The following is a 15,254-nucleotide window of genomic DNA, read 5'->3' on the forward strand; positions in this document are numbered from 1 at the left end:
TTTCCCAACGGTAACAGGTGTCAGACGTTTTGGGAGTGTCGGAACGCTTCTATGGCCGCCCGATAGCCATCCCTGTACGTCGGATATCGGAGTTCGTACCCCAGTTCGCGGAGTTTTTCGTTCGAGCAGCGCTTGCTCGCTCGCGCCCGCTCGCTCGTCTCCGATTCCCGTGGCGGGTGGGACACGGCACACTGGTCGGCGAGCCAATCCGCGAGCGTCGGCTTTCGAACCGGTTCGTCGTCCGAGACGAGGACGACGGCGTTTCGCCCGGTATCGGTTTCGAGGAGATATCGAACCGCACCGGCCGCGTCGTCGCGGTGAATCATGTTTAGGAAACGGTCCGAAACCGGCCCTTCGAGGTATCGCTCCAGTCGATAGCGGTCTGGACCGTACAACCCCGAGAATCGAGTCACCGTCCAATCCCACTCGCGTTCCGCCCGTACTATGGCTTCCGCTTCGGCCAGAATCTCTTCCCGTTCCGTTCGTGGTTCCAACGGCGTCGATTCGTCCACCCACGCGCCGTCGCGGTCGCCGTACACGCCGGTGCTGGACGTGTAGACGACGCGTTCCGGTGACGACTCGCGTGCCGAGAAATGGTCGAGGGTCGTCCGAAGCCCCTCGACGTAGGCAGTCCGTGCCGCCTCCGAGTCGCGGCCGTCCGCGCTCACGGCGTAGACGAGTACGTCCACGTCCGGAATCGAGGAAAGCGACTCATCGTCCGTCACGTCCGCCCGTATCGCGTCGGCACCGACGTCTTCGACCGTACGAAGTCCATCCGCGGAGCGTCGCACGCCGACGACGTCGTGACCGTCCGCGAGCAACCCCCGTGCGAGTTCGCAACCGACGTAGCCGCATCCGAGTACTGCGACGTTCATACGATGCCTTCGAACGGGCCGCGGATAACTCCGCCGTCTCCCCTCGAAAATCCGTCACTGTTCTCGATTATCGGTCGTTTCGTTTCGCGATGGCGTGATGAACGAGCGCATATTCCTCCAACGTCATCGGTGCCCGCCCCTCGATTTTCTGCTGAATGGCACGCGCTTCGAAGTCGCCGTCGATGTCCCGTGCGAGTGTGTCGACGTCCAGCAACCCCGTCGTCATCCCCATGAGCAAGTGGTCGCGCACTTCGAGGAGGATGGAATCCTTCTCCGGCATTCCCTCCTCGGTCGCGAGAATCGCGGCCGCGTCTTCGAGCGTCAAGTCGGCGACGATATCGCCGTCGGCAATCGACTCGACGGTCTCACGGTCGAGTTGGCTCCCCTCGACTACTGCGTCGATACCCTCCGATTCGACGGTCTGTGAGAGTTCCGCCACGTACTGTTCGTGGAGTGCCGTCGGCGTCGTCTCGCCGGGGTCGTCTATCTCGTCGTAGAGCATGGTCGTCACGACGGCCGGGTGCGCCAAATGGGTTGTCACTCCGGTTCGCCCATCCGGGGGAGCGCTCGTCGGCGTTCCCGTCCACGTCGCCGACGCCCGTCTTTCCGGGCGGTACTGCGACGACGACAGTCGTTCCCGTGTCGAACGAAATCGGTGTCGTTCGCCCGAGCGTTTCCATCGCGCCATCGCCGTCGACGTCCAGACGAATGGTCCCCGATTCGCGGGAGTACGCGACCGACGCGCCCGGTGAGGTGGGCGACCCTTCACGTGCACGAACCGTGAACCGGGCATAGGTTCCGGACACGTCCACCTGCCAGACGTTGACAGTCGCGTACCAGTAGCCCGGAATCGGGACGACCGGCAGTCCCGCCGGGAGGTCGCCCACCGTCTCGTCGATGGATTCGTTCAGCCTTCGCTGAACCCGATTCTCGATTCCCTGCTGGACCGCCCCTTTCAGTTCCGCCACGAGAACGCGGCGGGTCGTGGAGACGACCGGCTTGACGTTCGACTGGCGGACGCCATCGACGTCCCGTCGTGCCGATTCGAGCGCGAATCGAACGCGAATCGTCATCGTGTCGCGTCGCATTCGATTCCAGTGGACCCGTTGTTGCCGCTCGATTTCCCGCGCGATTGGTTCGGCGGCGGAGCCGTTCGAGATGGCGATGGCGCGGTCTGCCGTCGTTCGCCAGTCGGCCAGCCCACGGTGAACTGCCAATCGGCGTTCCGTCCGGTCGATGGCGTTACTGGTCGCAAGTTCGTCCCGAAGATTCACCTCGATATCGTCTATCGACGCCGAAATCGACTTCTGTAACTCGTCTCGATGGCGACGTAACGACTCGTTCGCCCCGGTAGCGAGCGTCTCGTTTGCGGCCCGAAGTGCGAAGCCAGCGGCTCGAAGACTCACCCGCTTCGGCTCTCGACCGTCGGGAAGGAACGAAAGGACTCCGTCCGAGATATCGGAGGACGGAACCGTGAACAGGTTGGTATTCCGCGCTGAAAGCGGATAGACCGTCTCGCCCCGTGGAACCGCCGAGACGTGGCCGTGTGTGGCCGCCGAGAGCGTGAGATACGACGGCGAGCCATCGACACTGAGGTTTACCGGTACGCCGGGGGCGCTCGTCGGGAGGGGGCGACTGGACGGCGATGAAACCTCGGACCGGGAGGAGACGAGTCGACGAATTCGGCCGATAGAGACACCTGTTGCGTCGCGTACCTCCTCTTCGAATCCCCTCTGCGTTCGACGGGTGCGTTCCGCTCTGTTTCCGAGTCGGTCGGTGACTGAATCGAGATACGCGACACGTGCCGCGTACTTCGCCCGGTCTCCGGCGTTCTCATATCCTGCGGGAGCATCGACGAGCGCGTTCCGCTGCTCGCGGAGGGTTGCCGCGAGTTTCGCCGCGGGATTCGTTCCGCCCGTGGAGACGGCACCTCGCGAAACCGTTACCGAACAGTTTCGAACCCGCGTCCGAAGCCTCCACACGTCCCGGTAGACGTGCTGACGGAGCGACGGCGGGTATCGGCCTTGCACTGAAACGACCCGCGTATCCATCGTCCCGACGCTCGCGCGTCGCGCGAGGGTGTCCGCGCCACCCCGATGGGTGACCAATCGGAAGATCGCTTTCCCGCGAACGTCCGCGAGGTTCGGTCCCGAACGCTCTCCCGACTCGTGGGCGCTCGTCAAGGGACGGTCCGGAGCGTACTCCGTCGTCACGTGGTCGCCCGCGACGCCGAGCGAGACGACGAACTCCTCGGACCACTGTTGAGTCGTTTCGACGGTTCGATTCGCCGGTTGGGTCGGCCGTGCCGACGTACCGGAGTAAGGGCGTCCGGCGCTCTCCAGCCGATTTCGGTCGGCCGTCGCGTCGTCACGCCCCTCTCCATCCCGTTGCCATCGTCGCACGACGGTGTGCGTCCGAACGACGCGTCGGGCACTGCTCCAGAGGAGGTGCCATCCGCGCTGCGTCGCGGGGGACGATGCCGTGGCGTTTTCGACCGAAACCTGCGTGGAGGTTCGTTCGCTCCGAAGCGTCCATCCGTCACCCGGCGAGTCGGGACGCGGTTCCCGTTCGTTGCGCACGGTGCGAACGTTCGCAACCGGTTTCGCGGAAACCCGATACGCCGACGCGATAGCGTCGTCCAATACGCTGGAGTCGCCGCCGTCGAGGAAGTTCAAGAGCGCCCTGTCTGCGGATTCGTTGACACCGACTTCCATCCCGGTTTCAGGGGTGTACTGTGAGTCGGGCGCTTCTGGAGTCGCATCGAGGTTGCCGTCGACGGTTCCGTCCGAACCGTCTGCGTTCGCCGTGTTCAACACGAAGTCCGTCCACAGCATTCCGCGTTGGGTCGTCGGAACGAGGAGGTCGGTCAGTCCGACGCGCGCGGTCGAACGGCGAACGCCTCGTCGTCCAGCAGGGTCGCTCGCGCCGAACGCGTCCGTCTGCTCTTCCAGAATCGCCCCGTTCGTCATCAGCTCTATGTGGCGATTCCCGAGGACGTTCGCGATGGGTGCACCGCCGTACTGCGCGTAACCACGGGCCCACGTCACTGCATAGAGTCGGGCGGTCAGTCGTCGTCCGAGTCCCGAATCGAGCGCTCCCGTGTCGAGTCGACGTTCGAACCGCTGGACGCGTTCGTGAAGCGCAAGAACGGGAGTTTCCACGACGAGGGTCACATCTCTCGTCGTGGCGGCGACGGTCCTTCCGCCGCGGGTCGCTCGCATGGAGACGTTTTCGATTCGAACGCGAAGCCCAGCGGCAGTGAGTTTCCCGACCGGTTCGACACGGACCCGACGTTTCGCGCGGCGGAGTGCAGTCGCGTTCGGCGTCATCGGGAGCGATGCGGTTCCGCGTACGTCATCGATGTGCACGGAGACGGAGCGTAATCTCCGTCGTGCGGAGAGGTAGATTCGAAGACGGAGATAGTCCCGAAACGGTGTGGAGTCGTTGATGATGCGACCCACAGTCGTGTTCGCCGTGCGAACGAGGGGGGAGGCGGCGGCATCCCGCCCCGCCTGTCGAATCGCCCCCCGGAGTGCGGTGTGCGTCCCGGCGGTCACGGCCCGCATGCTCCGTTCTACGTTCTCGTTCACGTTCGGCGTCGGACGGGTAACGAGCGTACCCGCGAAGGCAACGCTCCCGACGAGGAGCAGAACGCCGACCAGCGCGAACGGAACCCTCCCTCTGGTGTCGTCGGCGAGTTTCATGCGTCCCACGTCCTGACGACGAGTCGCGTCTCCCCGACCGAGACGGACCGTGCCGCATCGGTCGGCGTCTCGAACGTCTTCCGGAGGTCGGCTTCGACAGCGTTCGCTACGGCATCGATGAGTGCCGCTCTCGTTCCCTCGCTGGCGAGGAGATGCGTGTTCGATACGCCCACTCCGTAGAGGCGAGTCATCCGTCGAAGTCGGGAGCCGACCGTCGTACTCGTTTCAGGGTCGGAAAGCGCCAGCCTCGTCGCTCGTTCCGGAACCACCCCCGCGACGATGGCGGCCGCGACGACCGTCGCGACTCCGTGATAACCCTCGCGTCGTGCGGCGTCGATTGCTCGTTTCCGAACCGTCGGCAGTCCGCTCGGAAGCGAGACGACCGTCGCGTGAACGTCCACACGAGGTGAGGGCGATTCGCCGACGACGATGCGTCCTCCGAGATGAGCGTTGCGGTACGGCATCCATCGGACGAGGAGTTGCACGTTGGTCGGATGGTCGAGTCGTTCCCGGACGCGACGCGAAACTCGACGCTCGAACGGATCGGTCGTGCGCGAGAGCTCCGCCCCGCGAACCGTCGTGTTGGCGAAGGCCGCTTCCCCAAGCAATCCGGCGAGGGTCCCGTGCGTCGTTCGACGTAGTCGTCTCGTATCCGTTGGAATCGTGTAGTTCACTTCGGCAGTGCTGGTCGTGAGGACGCTCACCGTCGATTCGGCGGTTCGCATCCGTATCGGTGAGCCGGGTGGCTCCACACCGACGAGGACGAAGGCGCTGGCGCTGACGAGGAGGAGACACAGACTCACGTCGAAAACGGTGCTGATGGCTCTCATTTCCACACCACCACGCGAAGCCGTCCCGGCCGGACGTCGCCGGGGGCGATACGCACGCTGACCCTCGTCGTGGCGGTTTCGGTCGAAGCGTCGGGATTGTGTGGAGGCGATGGGCCGCCATGCCACTTCCGCGACCCTACCGAAAGGGAGACGTTGAGATGGTAGCCCGCGGGATTCGACCGACGGCCAACTGGAAGGTTATCGGGAAGGAGAACGCCGTTCGAACTCATCTCATCGCGGACCGTCGAAAGTGTCGTCGGACCGAGGGTCCGCTCGGACGGAGGCATCACATCACCGAGGACGCCGGAGTAGGTGAGCAGTCCGATACAGACTGCGAAAACGGCGACGATGGCTGCAACAGGCTCCGTCTGTGCTCTACCCGGAGACCAGCGTCGCATCGACTCCCTCCCACGAAACACAGCGAGCGCGAAGCGTTCTCTCCGCCCGTTTCCATACGGGTCGTCGCTCTCGAGAGTTCCGTATCGCCGCACGGAAGTCGGTCGGGGAATCGAACACGGCGGACGGCGGCGAGCCGGACAACACGCGGTCCAATCGCTTGCCGGAACGTCCGTATTTACCCGTCGTAGCTCTGATTACCGGCACGATCGGGCCGTACGCGAACGTCGAGTGGGCGGTTCCACCCGCCCCTTCGAGTCCGAGACGGCGTGGTCCGAGTTTGATCTTCCGCGCCGAAATCGGATGCTCGGCGGTCGCGGTATACGAACAACCGGCGACGGAATCGACCGTATCGGCGACACTGGCTGCGTTCGGCGGCGGTGCGGTCGGCAGTTCGATGGCGACGCCGAGGAGGGCGAGACTGACCACCGTCACGCCGAACCAGACGTACCACGCGTCGAGGGGTGCGTCGAACATGGGCCGGAATCGTTCCGTTTTCGCACTTAAACCTACGTCGGGCGGGATACTCGGGTCAGGTCAACGCTCCCGCGAGCGCAAAGGCGAGGAGATAGACGGCAGTCGCGGAGAGTACCGATTGACCGACGTGATAGCACACGAGCGTTCGGTCGAGTCCGTGTTCGAGTCCAACCGCGAGCGTCGTGACGATTGCGGAAAGGCAGAGGACGTACGCGCCGACGACGAGTCCCAGTACATCGACGGGGAACGCGTTCCCGAACGAACTCCCCACTCCCGCCATTCCGCCCGCCAGCGCGACTGTCGCACCGGAGACGAGTGGCCCGAATATCGCCGCCGTGTGTCGAAGTGTCTCCGTAACCTGTGACAGTTCGCGCCGTGCGTCGCGTTCGACGCTCTGTAGGTCGTCCAAGTGGTCGGCCATCGCCAGTACGGCACCACCCGCGGGTCGCCCTTCGTCTGCGGCAAGCGCGAGGAGGGAGACGGCGCTCCGAGCGCGCGGACTTGGCACCGTCGAAAGCGACCCGTACTCGCCCAAGAACGACTCCTTGACGCCCATCCCGAGTCGGCGCTGGACGCCGGTCGCTCGCTCGAAGACGGCACCGGTTTCTCCAGTGACCTCGTCGGCAGCGGCGACGATAGCCGCCTCGGCTGCCAATCCCTCGCTCACTCGCCGACCGACGAGATAGAGCGCGTCCGTGAGGTTCGATTCGACCGCCCGAACACGATTTCTGACCAGAACGGTCGGGCGCGTGAATCCCACGAGGAGGGTTCCGGCGAGACAGCCGACCCCTGCGACCCAGCGCGTCCATTCGGGAAGCAGGAGGGGCGTGGCGACCAGTGCGACACCGCCTACACCGACGCCGATAATCGCGATGAACCTTCGGTTCTCGGGAACGTCTGGATGCGAACGCGAAACGTCCGGTGGCGGAAACGCGACCGGACGGCGGATGAGCAACCAGACGCTCGTTCCCAGCAAGAGCGCGGGAAGCACGAGGTCGTAGGCGACGACCAACGCGGCGGGCGACACGGGCAGTCCCGCAGTTCGCGCCGCCGGAAGCACCGCGACCAACGCCAGCGGCAGTAGAACGCCGAAGGCGTACAGTGCGGTCGCCGGGCCGCGAATCTCGCCGACGAACTCGGCCATCCGCTCGCGCGTCCCGTCGAGAATCGCGGTGAGCGCCCGGTCGAGGGTCCGCGTTCGCTCTTCCGGTGGGGCCTCGCTCGCCGCCGCGATGAGTACCATCGACCGATGAAGTGCCGGGTTCCATCGCTCCCACTCGGCGGCGAACGTCGTCAAGCCAGCCATCGGGGACCCCGCCGCGCGTCGAACGTGGTCGCCGAGGCTCGCCGCGAGCGGACCGTCGCCGGTTCGCGCCGCGAACGCCGCGGCTCCCTCCGCCGTCGGTTCGATTCGCATCCACAGCACCGCGCGGGCAGCGAGGTCGGGCGCGTCGCCGAGCGCCTGCGTTCGCTTCGCGGCGGCGAGAAGTTCGGGTACGCGTCGAATCAGCGCGGAGAAGCCGACGCCGAGAGCGACCAAAAAGCCCCCGACTACGAGGCGGAGCGGTCGTGGTGCCACGGACGCGCCAAGGAGCGCCACGAGACACCAGAGAATCGCCGCACCGTTCGCCCCGCGAGTGATAACCGTGCTGTCGATATCGCCGTCCAGAAATCCGATAGCGCGGTCGATGTCTGCGTCCGCCGAACCGTCCCATGGGGAGAGTCGTGCGAGGTACGAACACAGTGACTCGAATCGGTTCGAAGTCACGCCGGGTCACGCTCGGTTCGTCCGTTCCCGAGTCGTTCCGTCGTGACCTCGAACGAGGGTGTGAGTCGCTCGATGCGCCGTTCGATGTTTCGCGTTCGGTCGGCGAGCGTCGCTCGAAGGTCGGCGTAGGTTTCGGTCGATTCGGCGAGCGAGGAGACGAGGACACTGTTTCCCCGAGCAACTCTCCCCGTCGGGACGAGTTCCCCATCGTCAAGTTCGTACAGCGGTTCGAACCGTATCGAGTCGGAGCCGTCGGGTTCTCCCGCTCCACTCCCACCTGCGCTCCCGTCGCTTCCGTCCGCGACGACCTCCTCGATACACTTCACCCGCTTTCCGTGCGTCCCATTCGTTTCGTACGATTCGAGCGTGACGACGAACTGGGTCGTCGCGAACGAGGAAGGAGGGACGCCGAGGTCGGTGACGACTCGTTCGTACACCGCGTCGCCGCAGTCGCCGTGTATCGTCCCGAGGACGGCGTTTCCGCTCGCACCGACGCGCATCGCTTCGTACAGCACGCTCGCTTCCTCGCCGCGGACCTCCCCGACGACGAGCGCACCGTCTCCCAACCTGAGGGCCGTCCGAAGCGCCTCCGCCGGGCGGAGTCCCGGTTCGTCGTCGCTCGCCGTCGTCCGCAGCAACTGCACGTCGCGGCCATCGTCCTGTAACGATTCGACCGGTAATTCCGGCGTGTCTTCGAGGATAACGGTCCTGACTCTCGCCGGGAGTTCCCACAGCAACGACCCGAGGAGCGTCGTCTTTCCCGCCCCACGCGGCCCGGCAACGAGTCCGGTTCCGGAACGTTCGACGGCCACCGAGAGGAGGGCCGCCGCCTCCGACGGAAGCGTCCCGTTTTCGGCCAGCGCGGGGAGTGTCCACCGTTCCTCTGATTGGACGCGGAAGGCGAATCCGATACCGTCGCTGACGGGGTCGGTGACGCCCGCGACGCGGACGTTCGTGCCGTCGATTTCGGCCACGGCGTCGAGCGTCGGACTCGCACGCGAGAACGACCTGCCACTCGTTCGCCGGAAGCGCGACGCGAGCGACGCCGCCCCGTCGGGCGTGAGATGGACGTTCGTCTCCATCTCCTCGCCGTCGACCCGTACGCGAAGCGGATTGTCCGCGACAGGGGCGGTAGCGAACACGTCGGAAACGCCCGGGTCGGCGAACAGGTCGGAGAGAACGCCGTATCCCTGCGTGTATTTTCGGAGGACGTCGGTGAGCGTGTCCACGTTCGCCTTCGTGTCCGTCTCCGTTCTCGTTTCCGTGTTCGCCCCGACGACTGCTCTCACGGCACGTCCGGGCGCTCGTTTCCCTCCCGAGACGCCACCGTTTGCGAGGAGCCTCGCGGCCGCGCCGAGCGTCTCGAACGCTTCGTGACGGAGGTCGTACACCGCCGGTTCGAGGTGGTAGATTCGGTGCGGGTCGTGGGTGTCGTTCGTGTCCCCTATATCGTCGAAATCGCCGGAATCGAACTCCGCGTCCCGTTCCGTCTCGTAGTGGCGAACCGTCGCGCCGGTCGAAAGCGAATACCGGTCGGCCAGTCGGGCGTTCGCTGGGGGGCGGAGAGAGACCCGCGACCGGGCGATGGTCGGTCCGACGAACGGACGGAGGAGCGTCGAATACTCCTCGAAGCGATGGACTCCTTCGGCGACGCCGGTTTCTGCGGCGACGTGGGCGACGGGTCCCGCTCGCCCGACGGCATCCATTCCAGCCCGGAGCGGGTCGGTTCGCGCCCGCTCGGCAAGCGTTGCATCGTGAGCAGCGACCCGTTCGATGAACCGGCCGGTCGCGACGAGAAACGCCGCGCCGTCGCCGTCGTAGGTTCGCTCGACGCCCGTCGCACGGGTCACGACGCAGTCCGCGTCGCGTTCGGCAAGCGCGTCGATGACCGTCGCCCGACAGGCGGGTCGTTCGGCGAGTTCGCCGCGCCCCGGGCAGTCGTTCGCATCGACCACGAGCGTCACGCCGTCGAACGACGGATCACATCGGCAGTCGCGTTCCCGGGACCGACCTCTCGACAATGGGTTCCACATGAACCACCGTGGTCGCGTTTTCCGATTTAAAGTTCAGCCGCCGGAACGGCGAGGACGGTCCGGTTACCCCCGTATTCGACCAACAAGAGCGCAATATCGCACCGGGTAGGAGCGCGAACGACGAGCGGTTTGTCGTCCGGTCGAACGACCAATTCGTCCGTCTCGCTTCTCGTCGCCACGCGAACGTCGAACGGGAGGTGGCGAACGTGGGTCGTTCCGCCTTCGACCCGATACGCGAGAACGTCGCCGAAATCGTCTTTCGGGGAGCGGTGGAAACCGGGAACGCCGCCGATTGCGACGAACTCGATTTTCCCCGTCGTCGCGGATTCCGCCGGGAGCGAGAGGGCGACCATTCTACGTGCGCCTATCGGTTCGGTATCGTCGAATGGTACCGCCGTTTCGTCGGCGAGGTCGACCATCGAGCGTGAGACCTCGGCCAGTTCCGCATCGGCGCGGTATGCCGCTCGGTCCCGCCGAGCGCCGTCGATGGCGGGATAGGAGACGCTACAAATCGCGACGACGAGTACCACGGCGAGGACGGTTCGAACGCTCACAGCAGTTCTCGGAGGCGCGTCGTGAGCGAACGGTCGTCGGATTCGTCGCGTTCGTGCTCACACCGTGGAATTTCGTACGGGGACGTCGGACTCGGGGGAGCACCCTTCTCTGGAGGAGCCTCCGAGCGTTGTCGGTCGGCGTTCCGGTTTCCGAGGGAGTCACCCCCACTCGAAAGGGGTCGGGAAGTCCGATTCGAGCGGTCGAAACGACTCGCTTCCGCTGTCTCGGCTTTCGCGAGCGCGGCATCGGCACGGCGTTCGACATCGTCGTTGACCGCGCGGATGTTGCCGACGTAGCCACGCAGGGCCTGTACTGCGGCGTCGAGTTCGTCCAGCTCGGCTTCGAAGTCGTCCATTCGCCCGGCGAGATCCGCAGTCGTTCGGCGGAGTTCCGCGTCCTCCTGTATCGACGGCATCTCTCCGTCGGTTACGGTTCGTTCGAGCGTGGACACGCGTTCCGAAAGCGTTTCGATGTCGGACATCGCCGTGGTTGGTCGCGTCTTCCTATTTAAGGTTCGCCGAGGAGCGAGCGTGGCGTGTCGGGTTTGTTTCCAGAAATTTACATCGAATCCCGTCGGAAAATTCATAAGTCATGAATCAGTTCAATTCCCCATGAAAGTCGTCCTGATTGGCGTGGGGCAAGCGGGTGGGAAACTCACTCAGAGATTGGTCGAATTCGATTCAAGTATGGATTTCAACGCCGTCCAAGGCGCACTAGCTATCAACTCTGCGAAAGCTGATCTGCAGTCGCTGGACCTCGATACCGTCCTCGTCGGACAGGATCGGGTGAAAGGGCACGGCGTCGGTGGAGACAACGAACTCGGCGCGGAAGTGATGCAGGACGATGCTAGCGAAGTGATGAACGCCCTCGACGGTCGAATCACCGCGCAGGCGGACGCCCTCTTCGTCGTCGCGGGACTCGGCGGCGGCACCGGAAGCGGCGGTGCGCCGGTCCTTATTCACGAATTACAGCGAATCTACGAGATTCCCGTCTACGCGCTCGGCATTCTTCCCGGCAAAGGCGAAGGGGCGATGTACCAAGCCAACGCCGGACGGTCGTTGAAAACCGTCGTCCGCGAGTCCGATGCGACCCTGCTCATCGACAACGACGCGTGGCACGAGACGGGCCAGAGCGTCGGCGAAGCGTTCGAGAACATCAACCAGCAGATAGCCCAGCGCGTCGGCCTCCTCCTCGCGTCCGGCGAAGCGGTCGAGGGCGTCGGAGAGAGCGTCGTGGATTCGAGCGAGGTCATCAACACGCTCCGCTCGGGCGGCATCGCGGCGCTCGGATACGCCAGTGCGGGTGCCAGCGAGGAGAGCGGCGAGAACATAAACACGGTGACGAGCAACACTCGGCAAGCCATCCTGAGCAACCTCAGCATGCCGAAGGCGACGGACGCGGACTCCGCACTTCTCGTCGTCGCGGGGGACTCGGACAGGATTCCGCGGAAAGGCGTGGAGAAAGCCCGTCGGTGGCTCGAAGGGGAAACCGGGAGCCTGCAGGTTCGCGGGGGGGACTTCCCGCTCGACAGCGAACGACTCGCCGCCTTGGTTCTCCTCGGCGGCGTGGAGCGCTCGCCGCGGATGCAGGAGTTCATGGAGCGCGCGAAGGAAGCGAACAAACAGGAAACGCGCAAGCAGGACCCGGCCGAGATGTTCCACAACGACGAACTCGACGACCTGTTCTGAGGAGGAATTTGGCGTCGGATGGTGGCGGACGTCGGCGTTCGTCGGTAGTCGTTGGCGGTTGTTGGCGGACGTTACTCCAGTTCGTCCCGGACCATCCGCTCGATTCTATCGAGGCCGAGTTCGAGGCGGTCCATGCCGTTGGCGAAGCTCAATCGGAGAAATCCCTCACCGGCGTCGCTGAACGCGGCACCCGGCGCGGTGACGACGCCGTAGTCGGACAATAGCCGTTCCGCGACGTCGAAGCTCGACCCGTCCAGTTCGGTCACGTCGAGGAGAGCGTAGAAGGCTCCTTCCGGACGCGGGCAGGAGACGTGCGGAATGTCGGCGACGCGCTCGGTCAGGTAATCGCGGCGTTCGCGGAACGCCTCGTACATCTCGCGCACGGGTTCCTGCGTGCCGGCTATCGCCGCGAGTGCAGCGTGCTGACCGACGCTCGACGGGCAGGCGGTCGTACTCTCCCCGAGACTCGTGGCGGCTTCGACGACGGGTTCCGGTCCGACGAGCCACCCGATTCGCCATCCCGTCATCGCGTACGTTTTCGAGCAGGAATCGACGGTCAACAGTCCGTCGTACTCCGTGTACGACGCGATGCGCCGGTGGTCGCCGTCGTAGGTCAACCGAGCGTACACCTCGTCCGCGATGACGTAGGTGTCGTGCTCGGCGGCGGCATCGACGACCTTCTTCACGGCCTCCTCGTCGTAAATGCGACCGGTGGGGTTCGACGGCGTGGTCAGTATCACGGCGGCAGTGTTCTCGTTCAGGTGTTCGACGATGCGGTCCGGGTCGAGGTCGAACCCGTCGTTCGCGGGAAGCGCCACCTCGACGGGTTCCGCACCGGCGAGGATTACCTGATTCCGGTAATTCGGCCACGCTGGCGTAGGAATGATGACTTCCTCACCGGGGTCGGCGATGGCCGAGAGGGCCAACGACAGTGCCTCCATCGCGCCGTTCGTGACGGTCACTTCTTCGGCCGTGACGGGAACGTCGGCCTCGTCTCGCATCCGTTCGGCAATCGCCTCGCGGAGTTCGGGAATCCCGGCCCCGGAGGTGTAGTGCGTCTCGCCGTCGCGTGCGGCCTGCGCCGCCGCGTCGATGGCGTGTTCCGGGGTATCGAAGTCCGGTTCGCCGACTTCCAGTCGAACGAGGTCGCCGCCTTGCTCCTCTGCGAGTTCGAACATCACGCGGATACCCGAACGCTCGAAAGTGTCCACCCGTGACGATGTCTTCATGTTTCCGACCGTCGTTTCCGCGGAGCAAGTAGCTTCGCAGTCCCCCCGCGCTTTGCCGGGGGTGTGAGATCCGGACGTCAACGAAGGACGGACGGGAATCTATTAGACCGACGCACCATCAGTTCGGAGTATGGTATCAGAACTCTTCGACGCCGAGCGCTGGGAGGAAGTTCCGGACTTCGATTTCCGCGACATCACCTACCACCGCGCGACGGACCAAGGAACGGTCCGCATCGCGTTCGACCGCCCGGAAGTTCGAAACGCCTTCCGCCCCGGTACGGTCGATGAACTCTACCGCGCGCTCGACCACGCCAAACGCCAGTCGGACGTCGGCTGTGTGCTCCTCACCGGTAACGGCCCGTCGTCGAAGGACGGCGGGTGGGCGTTCTGTTCGGGCGGCGATCAGCGCGTTCGGGGCGGGGAAGGGTATGAATACCAAGGGGAAGACGAAGAGAGTGAGGACGCATCCGAGGCGGGCCGTCTACACATCCTCGAAGTCCAGCGACTCATCCGACACATCCCGAAACCCGTCATCTGCGTCGTTCCGGGGTGGGCCGTCGGCGGCGGCCACAGCCTCCACGTCGTCTGTGACATGACCCTCGCCTCCGAGGAACACGCCAAATTCCTGCAGACGGACCCCGACGTGGCGAGTTTCGACGGCGGGTTCGGGTCGGCCTACCTCGCACGACAGGTCGGGCAGAAGAAGGCCCGCGAGATATTCTTCGTCGGCAAGACCTACTCCGCCGAGGAAGCCGAGGAGATGGGCATGGTCAACGAATCGGTTCCGCACGAGGAACTGGAGGAAGTCGCCCTCGACTGGGCCGAGGAAATAAACGGCAAGAGTCCGACCGCGATTCGCATGCTCAAGTACGCCTTCAACCTCGAAGACGACGGCCTCGTGGGCCAGCAGGTGTTCGCCGGGGAGGCGACCCGCCTCGCCTACATGACCGACGAAGCACAGGAAGGACGGGACGCCTTCGTGGAGAAGCGCGACCCCGACTTCTCGGACTATCCGTGGCATTACTAAGCACCTTTTGCTGCGGTCGGAAACCGAAACCAGCGCCGTTCGGCGCTGGTTTCGGCCTTCCTCCCTGGCAAAATCTGCACCAAAAACCAGCGGCCCTCCCGTCGGTCGGGCCTCGGCCCGCTCGCTCACTTCGTTCGCTCGCGGTGAGTGACCGACTGGCTGTGTTCGTGGAGAGGGGCGTCGAGGCGGCGGGAAACTCGCTCTGCTGAAGGTCAATCGACCGTTTCACCCAACAGAGGGATTATATTCCACTAGAGCAACACGAAAACGAGCATGACTGAGACAGTCAACGGGAACAACACCCTGGTGCCGGGCGTCGCGGCAACGGGCATTTCAGTATGTCTCGTCGTCGTTGCGATGTGGTTCTGGACCGAGTTCGCGTTCGCGAACCCACCGCTTTCGATTCCGATAATGGTCTACTTTCTGGGCGGGATTTCCCTCGTACAACTCGCACGGAGCGTCTTCATGGACGATTGGACGCGTCGCGGCGCTGCTCTCGGCGTCGTCGTCGGAGTCCTCGTGATGCTCTTCGGCATGCGGCCGATGGGCCACTGTGCAGACACGACCGCATCGAACTGCGGCACCTCGTTCAATCCCGTTTTCCCTGTTCTCGCCCTTGGATTTCTGCTGACGACCACACTGCTGTACGTCGATATTCGACGACGCTAGACC

At 64.7% G+C, this 15,254-nt stretch carries 14 protein-coding genes; 3 read left to right on the plus strand and 11 right to left on the minus strand.

Annotated elements, in window-relative coordinates; all coding sequences use genetic code 11:
- Window positions 1-20: 20 nt before the first annotated feature.
- The 10 genes from AC1XDK_RS08720 to AC1XDK_RS08765 form a co-directional block, all read right to left on the minus strand.
- A complete protein-coding gene (locus AC1XDK_RS08720) occupies window positions 21-875 on the minus strand; it encodes an SDR family oxidoreductase (RefSeq protein WP_483349452.1) in 855 nt (284 codons plus the stop codon).
- 67 nt (window positions 876-942) lie between these two features.
- Entirely contained in the window at window positions 943-1,314 is a 372-nt protein-coding gene (locus AC1XDK_RS08725; protein WP_483349861.1) for a DUF5791 family protein, read from the minus strand.
- A complete protein-coding gene (locus AC1XDK_RS08730; RefSeq protein WP_483349453.1) occupies window positions 1,241-4,579 on the minus strand; it encodes a DUF7286 family protein in 3,339 nt (1,112 codons plus the stop codon). The genes AC1XDK_RS08725 and AC1XDK_RS08730 overlap by 74 nt, the downstream gene beginning before the upstream one ends.
- Window positions 4,576-5,409, minus strand: coding sequence for a DUF7284 family protein (locus AC1XDK_RS08735; protein ID WP_483349454.1), 834 nt, complete (start codon window positions 5,407-5,409; stop codon window positions 4,576-4,578). The genes AC1XDK_RS08730 and AC1XDK_RS08735 overlap by 4 nt, the downstream gene beginning before the upstream one ends.
- Window positions 5,406-5,807 (minus strand): DUF7285 family protein, encoded by a 402-nt coding sequence (locus tag AC1XDK_RS08740; RefSeq protein ID WP_483349455.1) that lies wholly within the window; start codon window positions 5,805-5,807, stop codon window positions 5,406-5,408. The genes AC1XDK_RS08735 and AC1XDK_RS08740 overlap by 4 nt, the downstream gene beginning before the upstream one ends.
- Window positions 5,785-6,282, minus strand: coding sequence for a DUF7283 family protein (locus AC1XDK_RS08745; protein ID WP_483349456.1), 498 nt, complete (start codon window positions 6,280-6,282; stop codon window positions 5,785-5,787). The genes AC1XDK_RS08740 and AC1XDK_RS08745 overlap by 23 nt, the downstream gene beginning before the upstream one ends.
- Window positions 6,283-6,337: 55 nt before the next feature.
- Window positions 6,338-8,050 (minus strand): type II secretion system protein, encoded by a 1,713-nt coding sequence (locus AC1XDK_RS08750; protein WP_483349457.1) that lies wholly within the window; start codon window positions 8,048-8,050, stop codon window positions 6,338-6,340.
- Complete coding sequence (locus AC1XDK_RS08755; RefSeq protein ID WP_483349458.1) at window positions 8,047-10,083, minus strand: ATPase, T2SS/T4P/T4SS family; 2,037 nt, start codon at window positions 10,081-10,083, stop codon at window positions 8,047-8,049. Before AC1XDK_RS08755 ends, AC1XDK_RS08750 begins: the two co-directional genes overlap by 4 nt.
- Window positions 10,084-10,109: 26 nt before the next feature.
- On the minus strand, window positions 10,110-10,637 hold the full coding sequence (locus AC1XDK_RS08760; protein WP_483349459.1) for a DUF7311 family protein: 528 nt from the start codon (window positions 10,635-10,637) through the stop codon (window positions 10,110-10,112).
- Complete coding sequence (locus AC1XDK_RS08765) at window positions 10,634-11,119, minus strand: DUF7310 family coiled-coil domain-containing protein (protein ID WP_483349460.1); 486 nt, start codon at window positions 11,117-11,119, stop codon at window positions 10,634-10,636. Before AC1XDK_RS08765 ends, AC1XDK_RS08760 begins: the two co-directional genes overlap by 4 nt.
- Before the next feature lie 130 nt (window positions 11,120-11,249).
- On the opposite strand from AC1XDK_RS08765, the gene AC1XDK_RS08770 reads away from it, so the two are divergent.
- Window positions 11,250-12,326 carry a tubulin/FtsZ family protein gene (locus AC1XDK_RS08770; RefSeq protein WP_483349462.1) on the plus strand — a complete coding sequence of 359 codons (1,077 nt, stop codon included), beginning with the start codon at window positions 11,250-11,252 and terminating at the stop codon, window positions 12,324-12,326.
- 71 nt (window positions 12,327-12,397) lie between these two features.
- On the opposite strand, the gene AC1XDK_RS08775 is transcribed toward AC1XDK_RS08770, so the two are convergent.
- Entirely contained in the window at window positions 12,398-13,555 is a 1,158-nt protein-coding gene (locus tag AC1XDK_RS08775; protein ID WP_483349463.1) for a pyridoxal phosphate-dependent aminotransferase, read from the minus strand.
- Window positions 13,556-13,685: 130 nt separating this feature from the next.
- On the opposite strand from AC1XDK_RS08775, the gene AC1XDK_RS08780 reads away from it, so the two are divergent.
- Both AC1XDK_RS08780 and AC1XDK_RS08785 read left to right on the plus strand, forming a co-directional pair.
- On the plus strand, window positions 13,686-14,582 hold the full coding sequence (locus tag AC1XDK_RS08780) for a 1,4-dihydroxy-2-naphthoyl-CoA synthase (protein ID WP_483349464.1): 897 nt from the start codon (window positions 13,686-13,688) through the stop codon (window positions 14,580-14,582).
- Between the two features lie 273 nt (window positions 14,583-14,855).
- A complete protein-coding gene (locus AC1XDK_RS08785) occupies window positions 14,856-15,251 on the plus strand; it encodes a hypothetical protein (RefSeq protein WP_483349465.1) in 396 nt (131 codons plus the stop codon).
- Window positions 15,252-15,254 lie beyond the last annotated feature (3 nt).

The organism is Haladaptatus sp. HS23 (assembly GCF_056892285.1).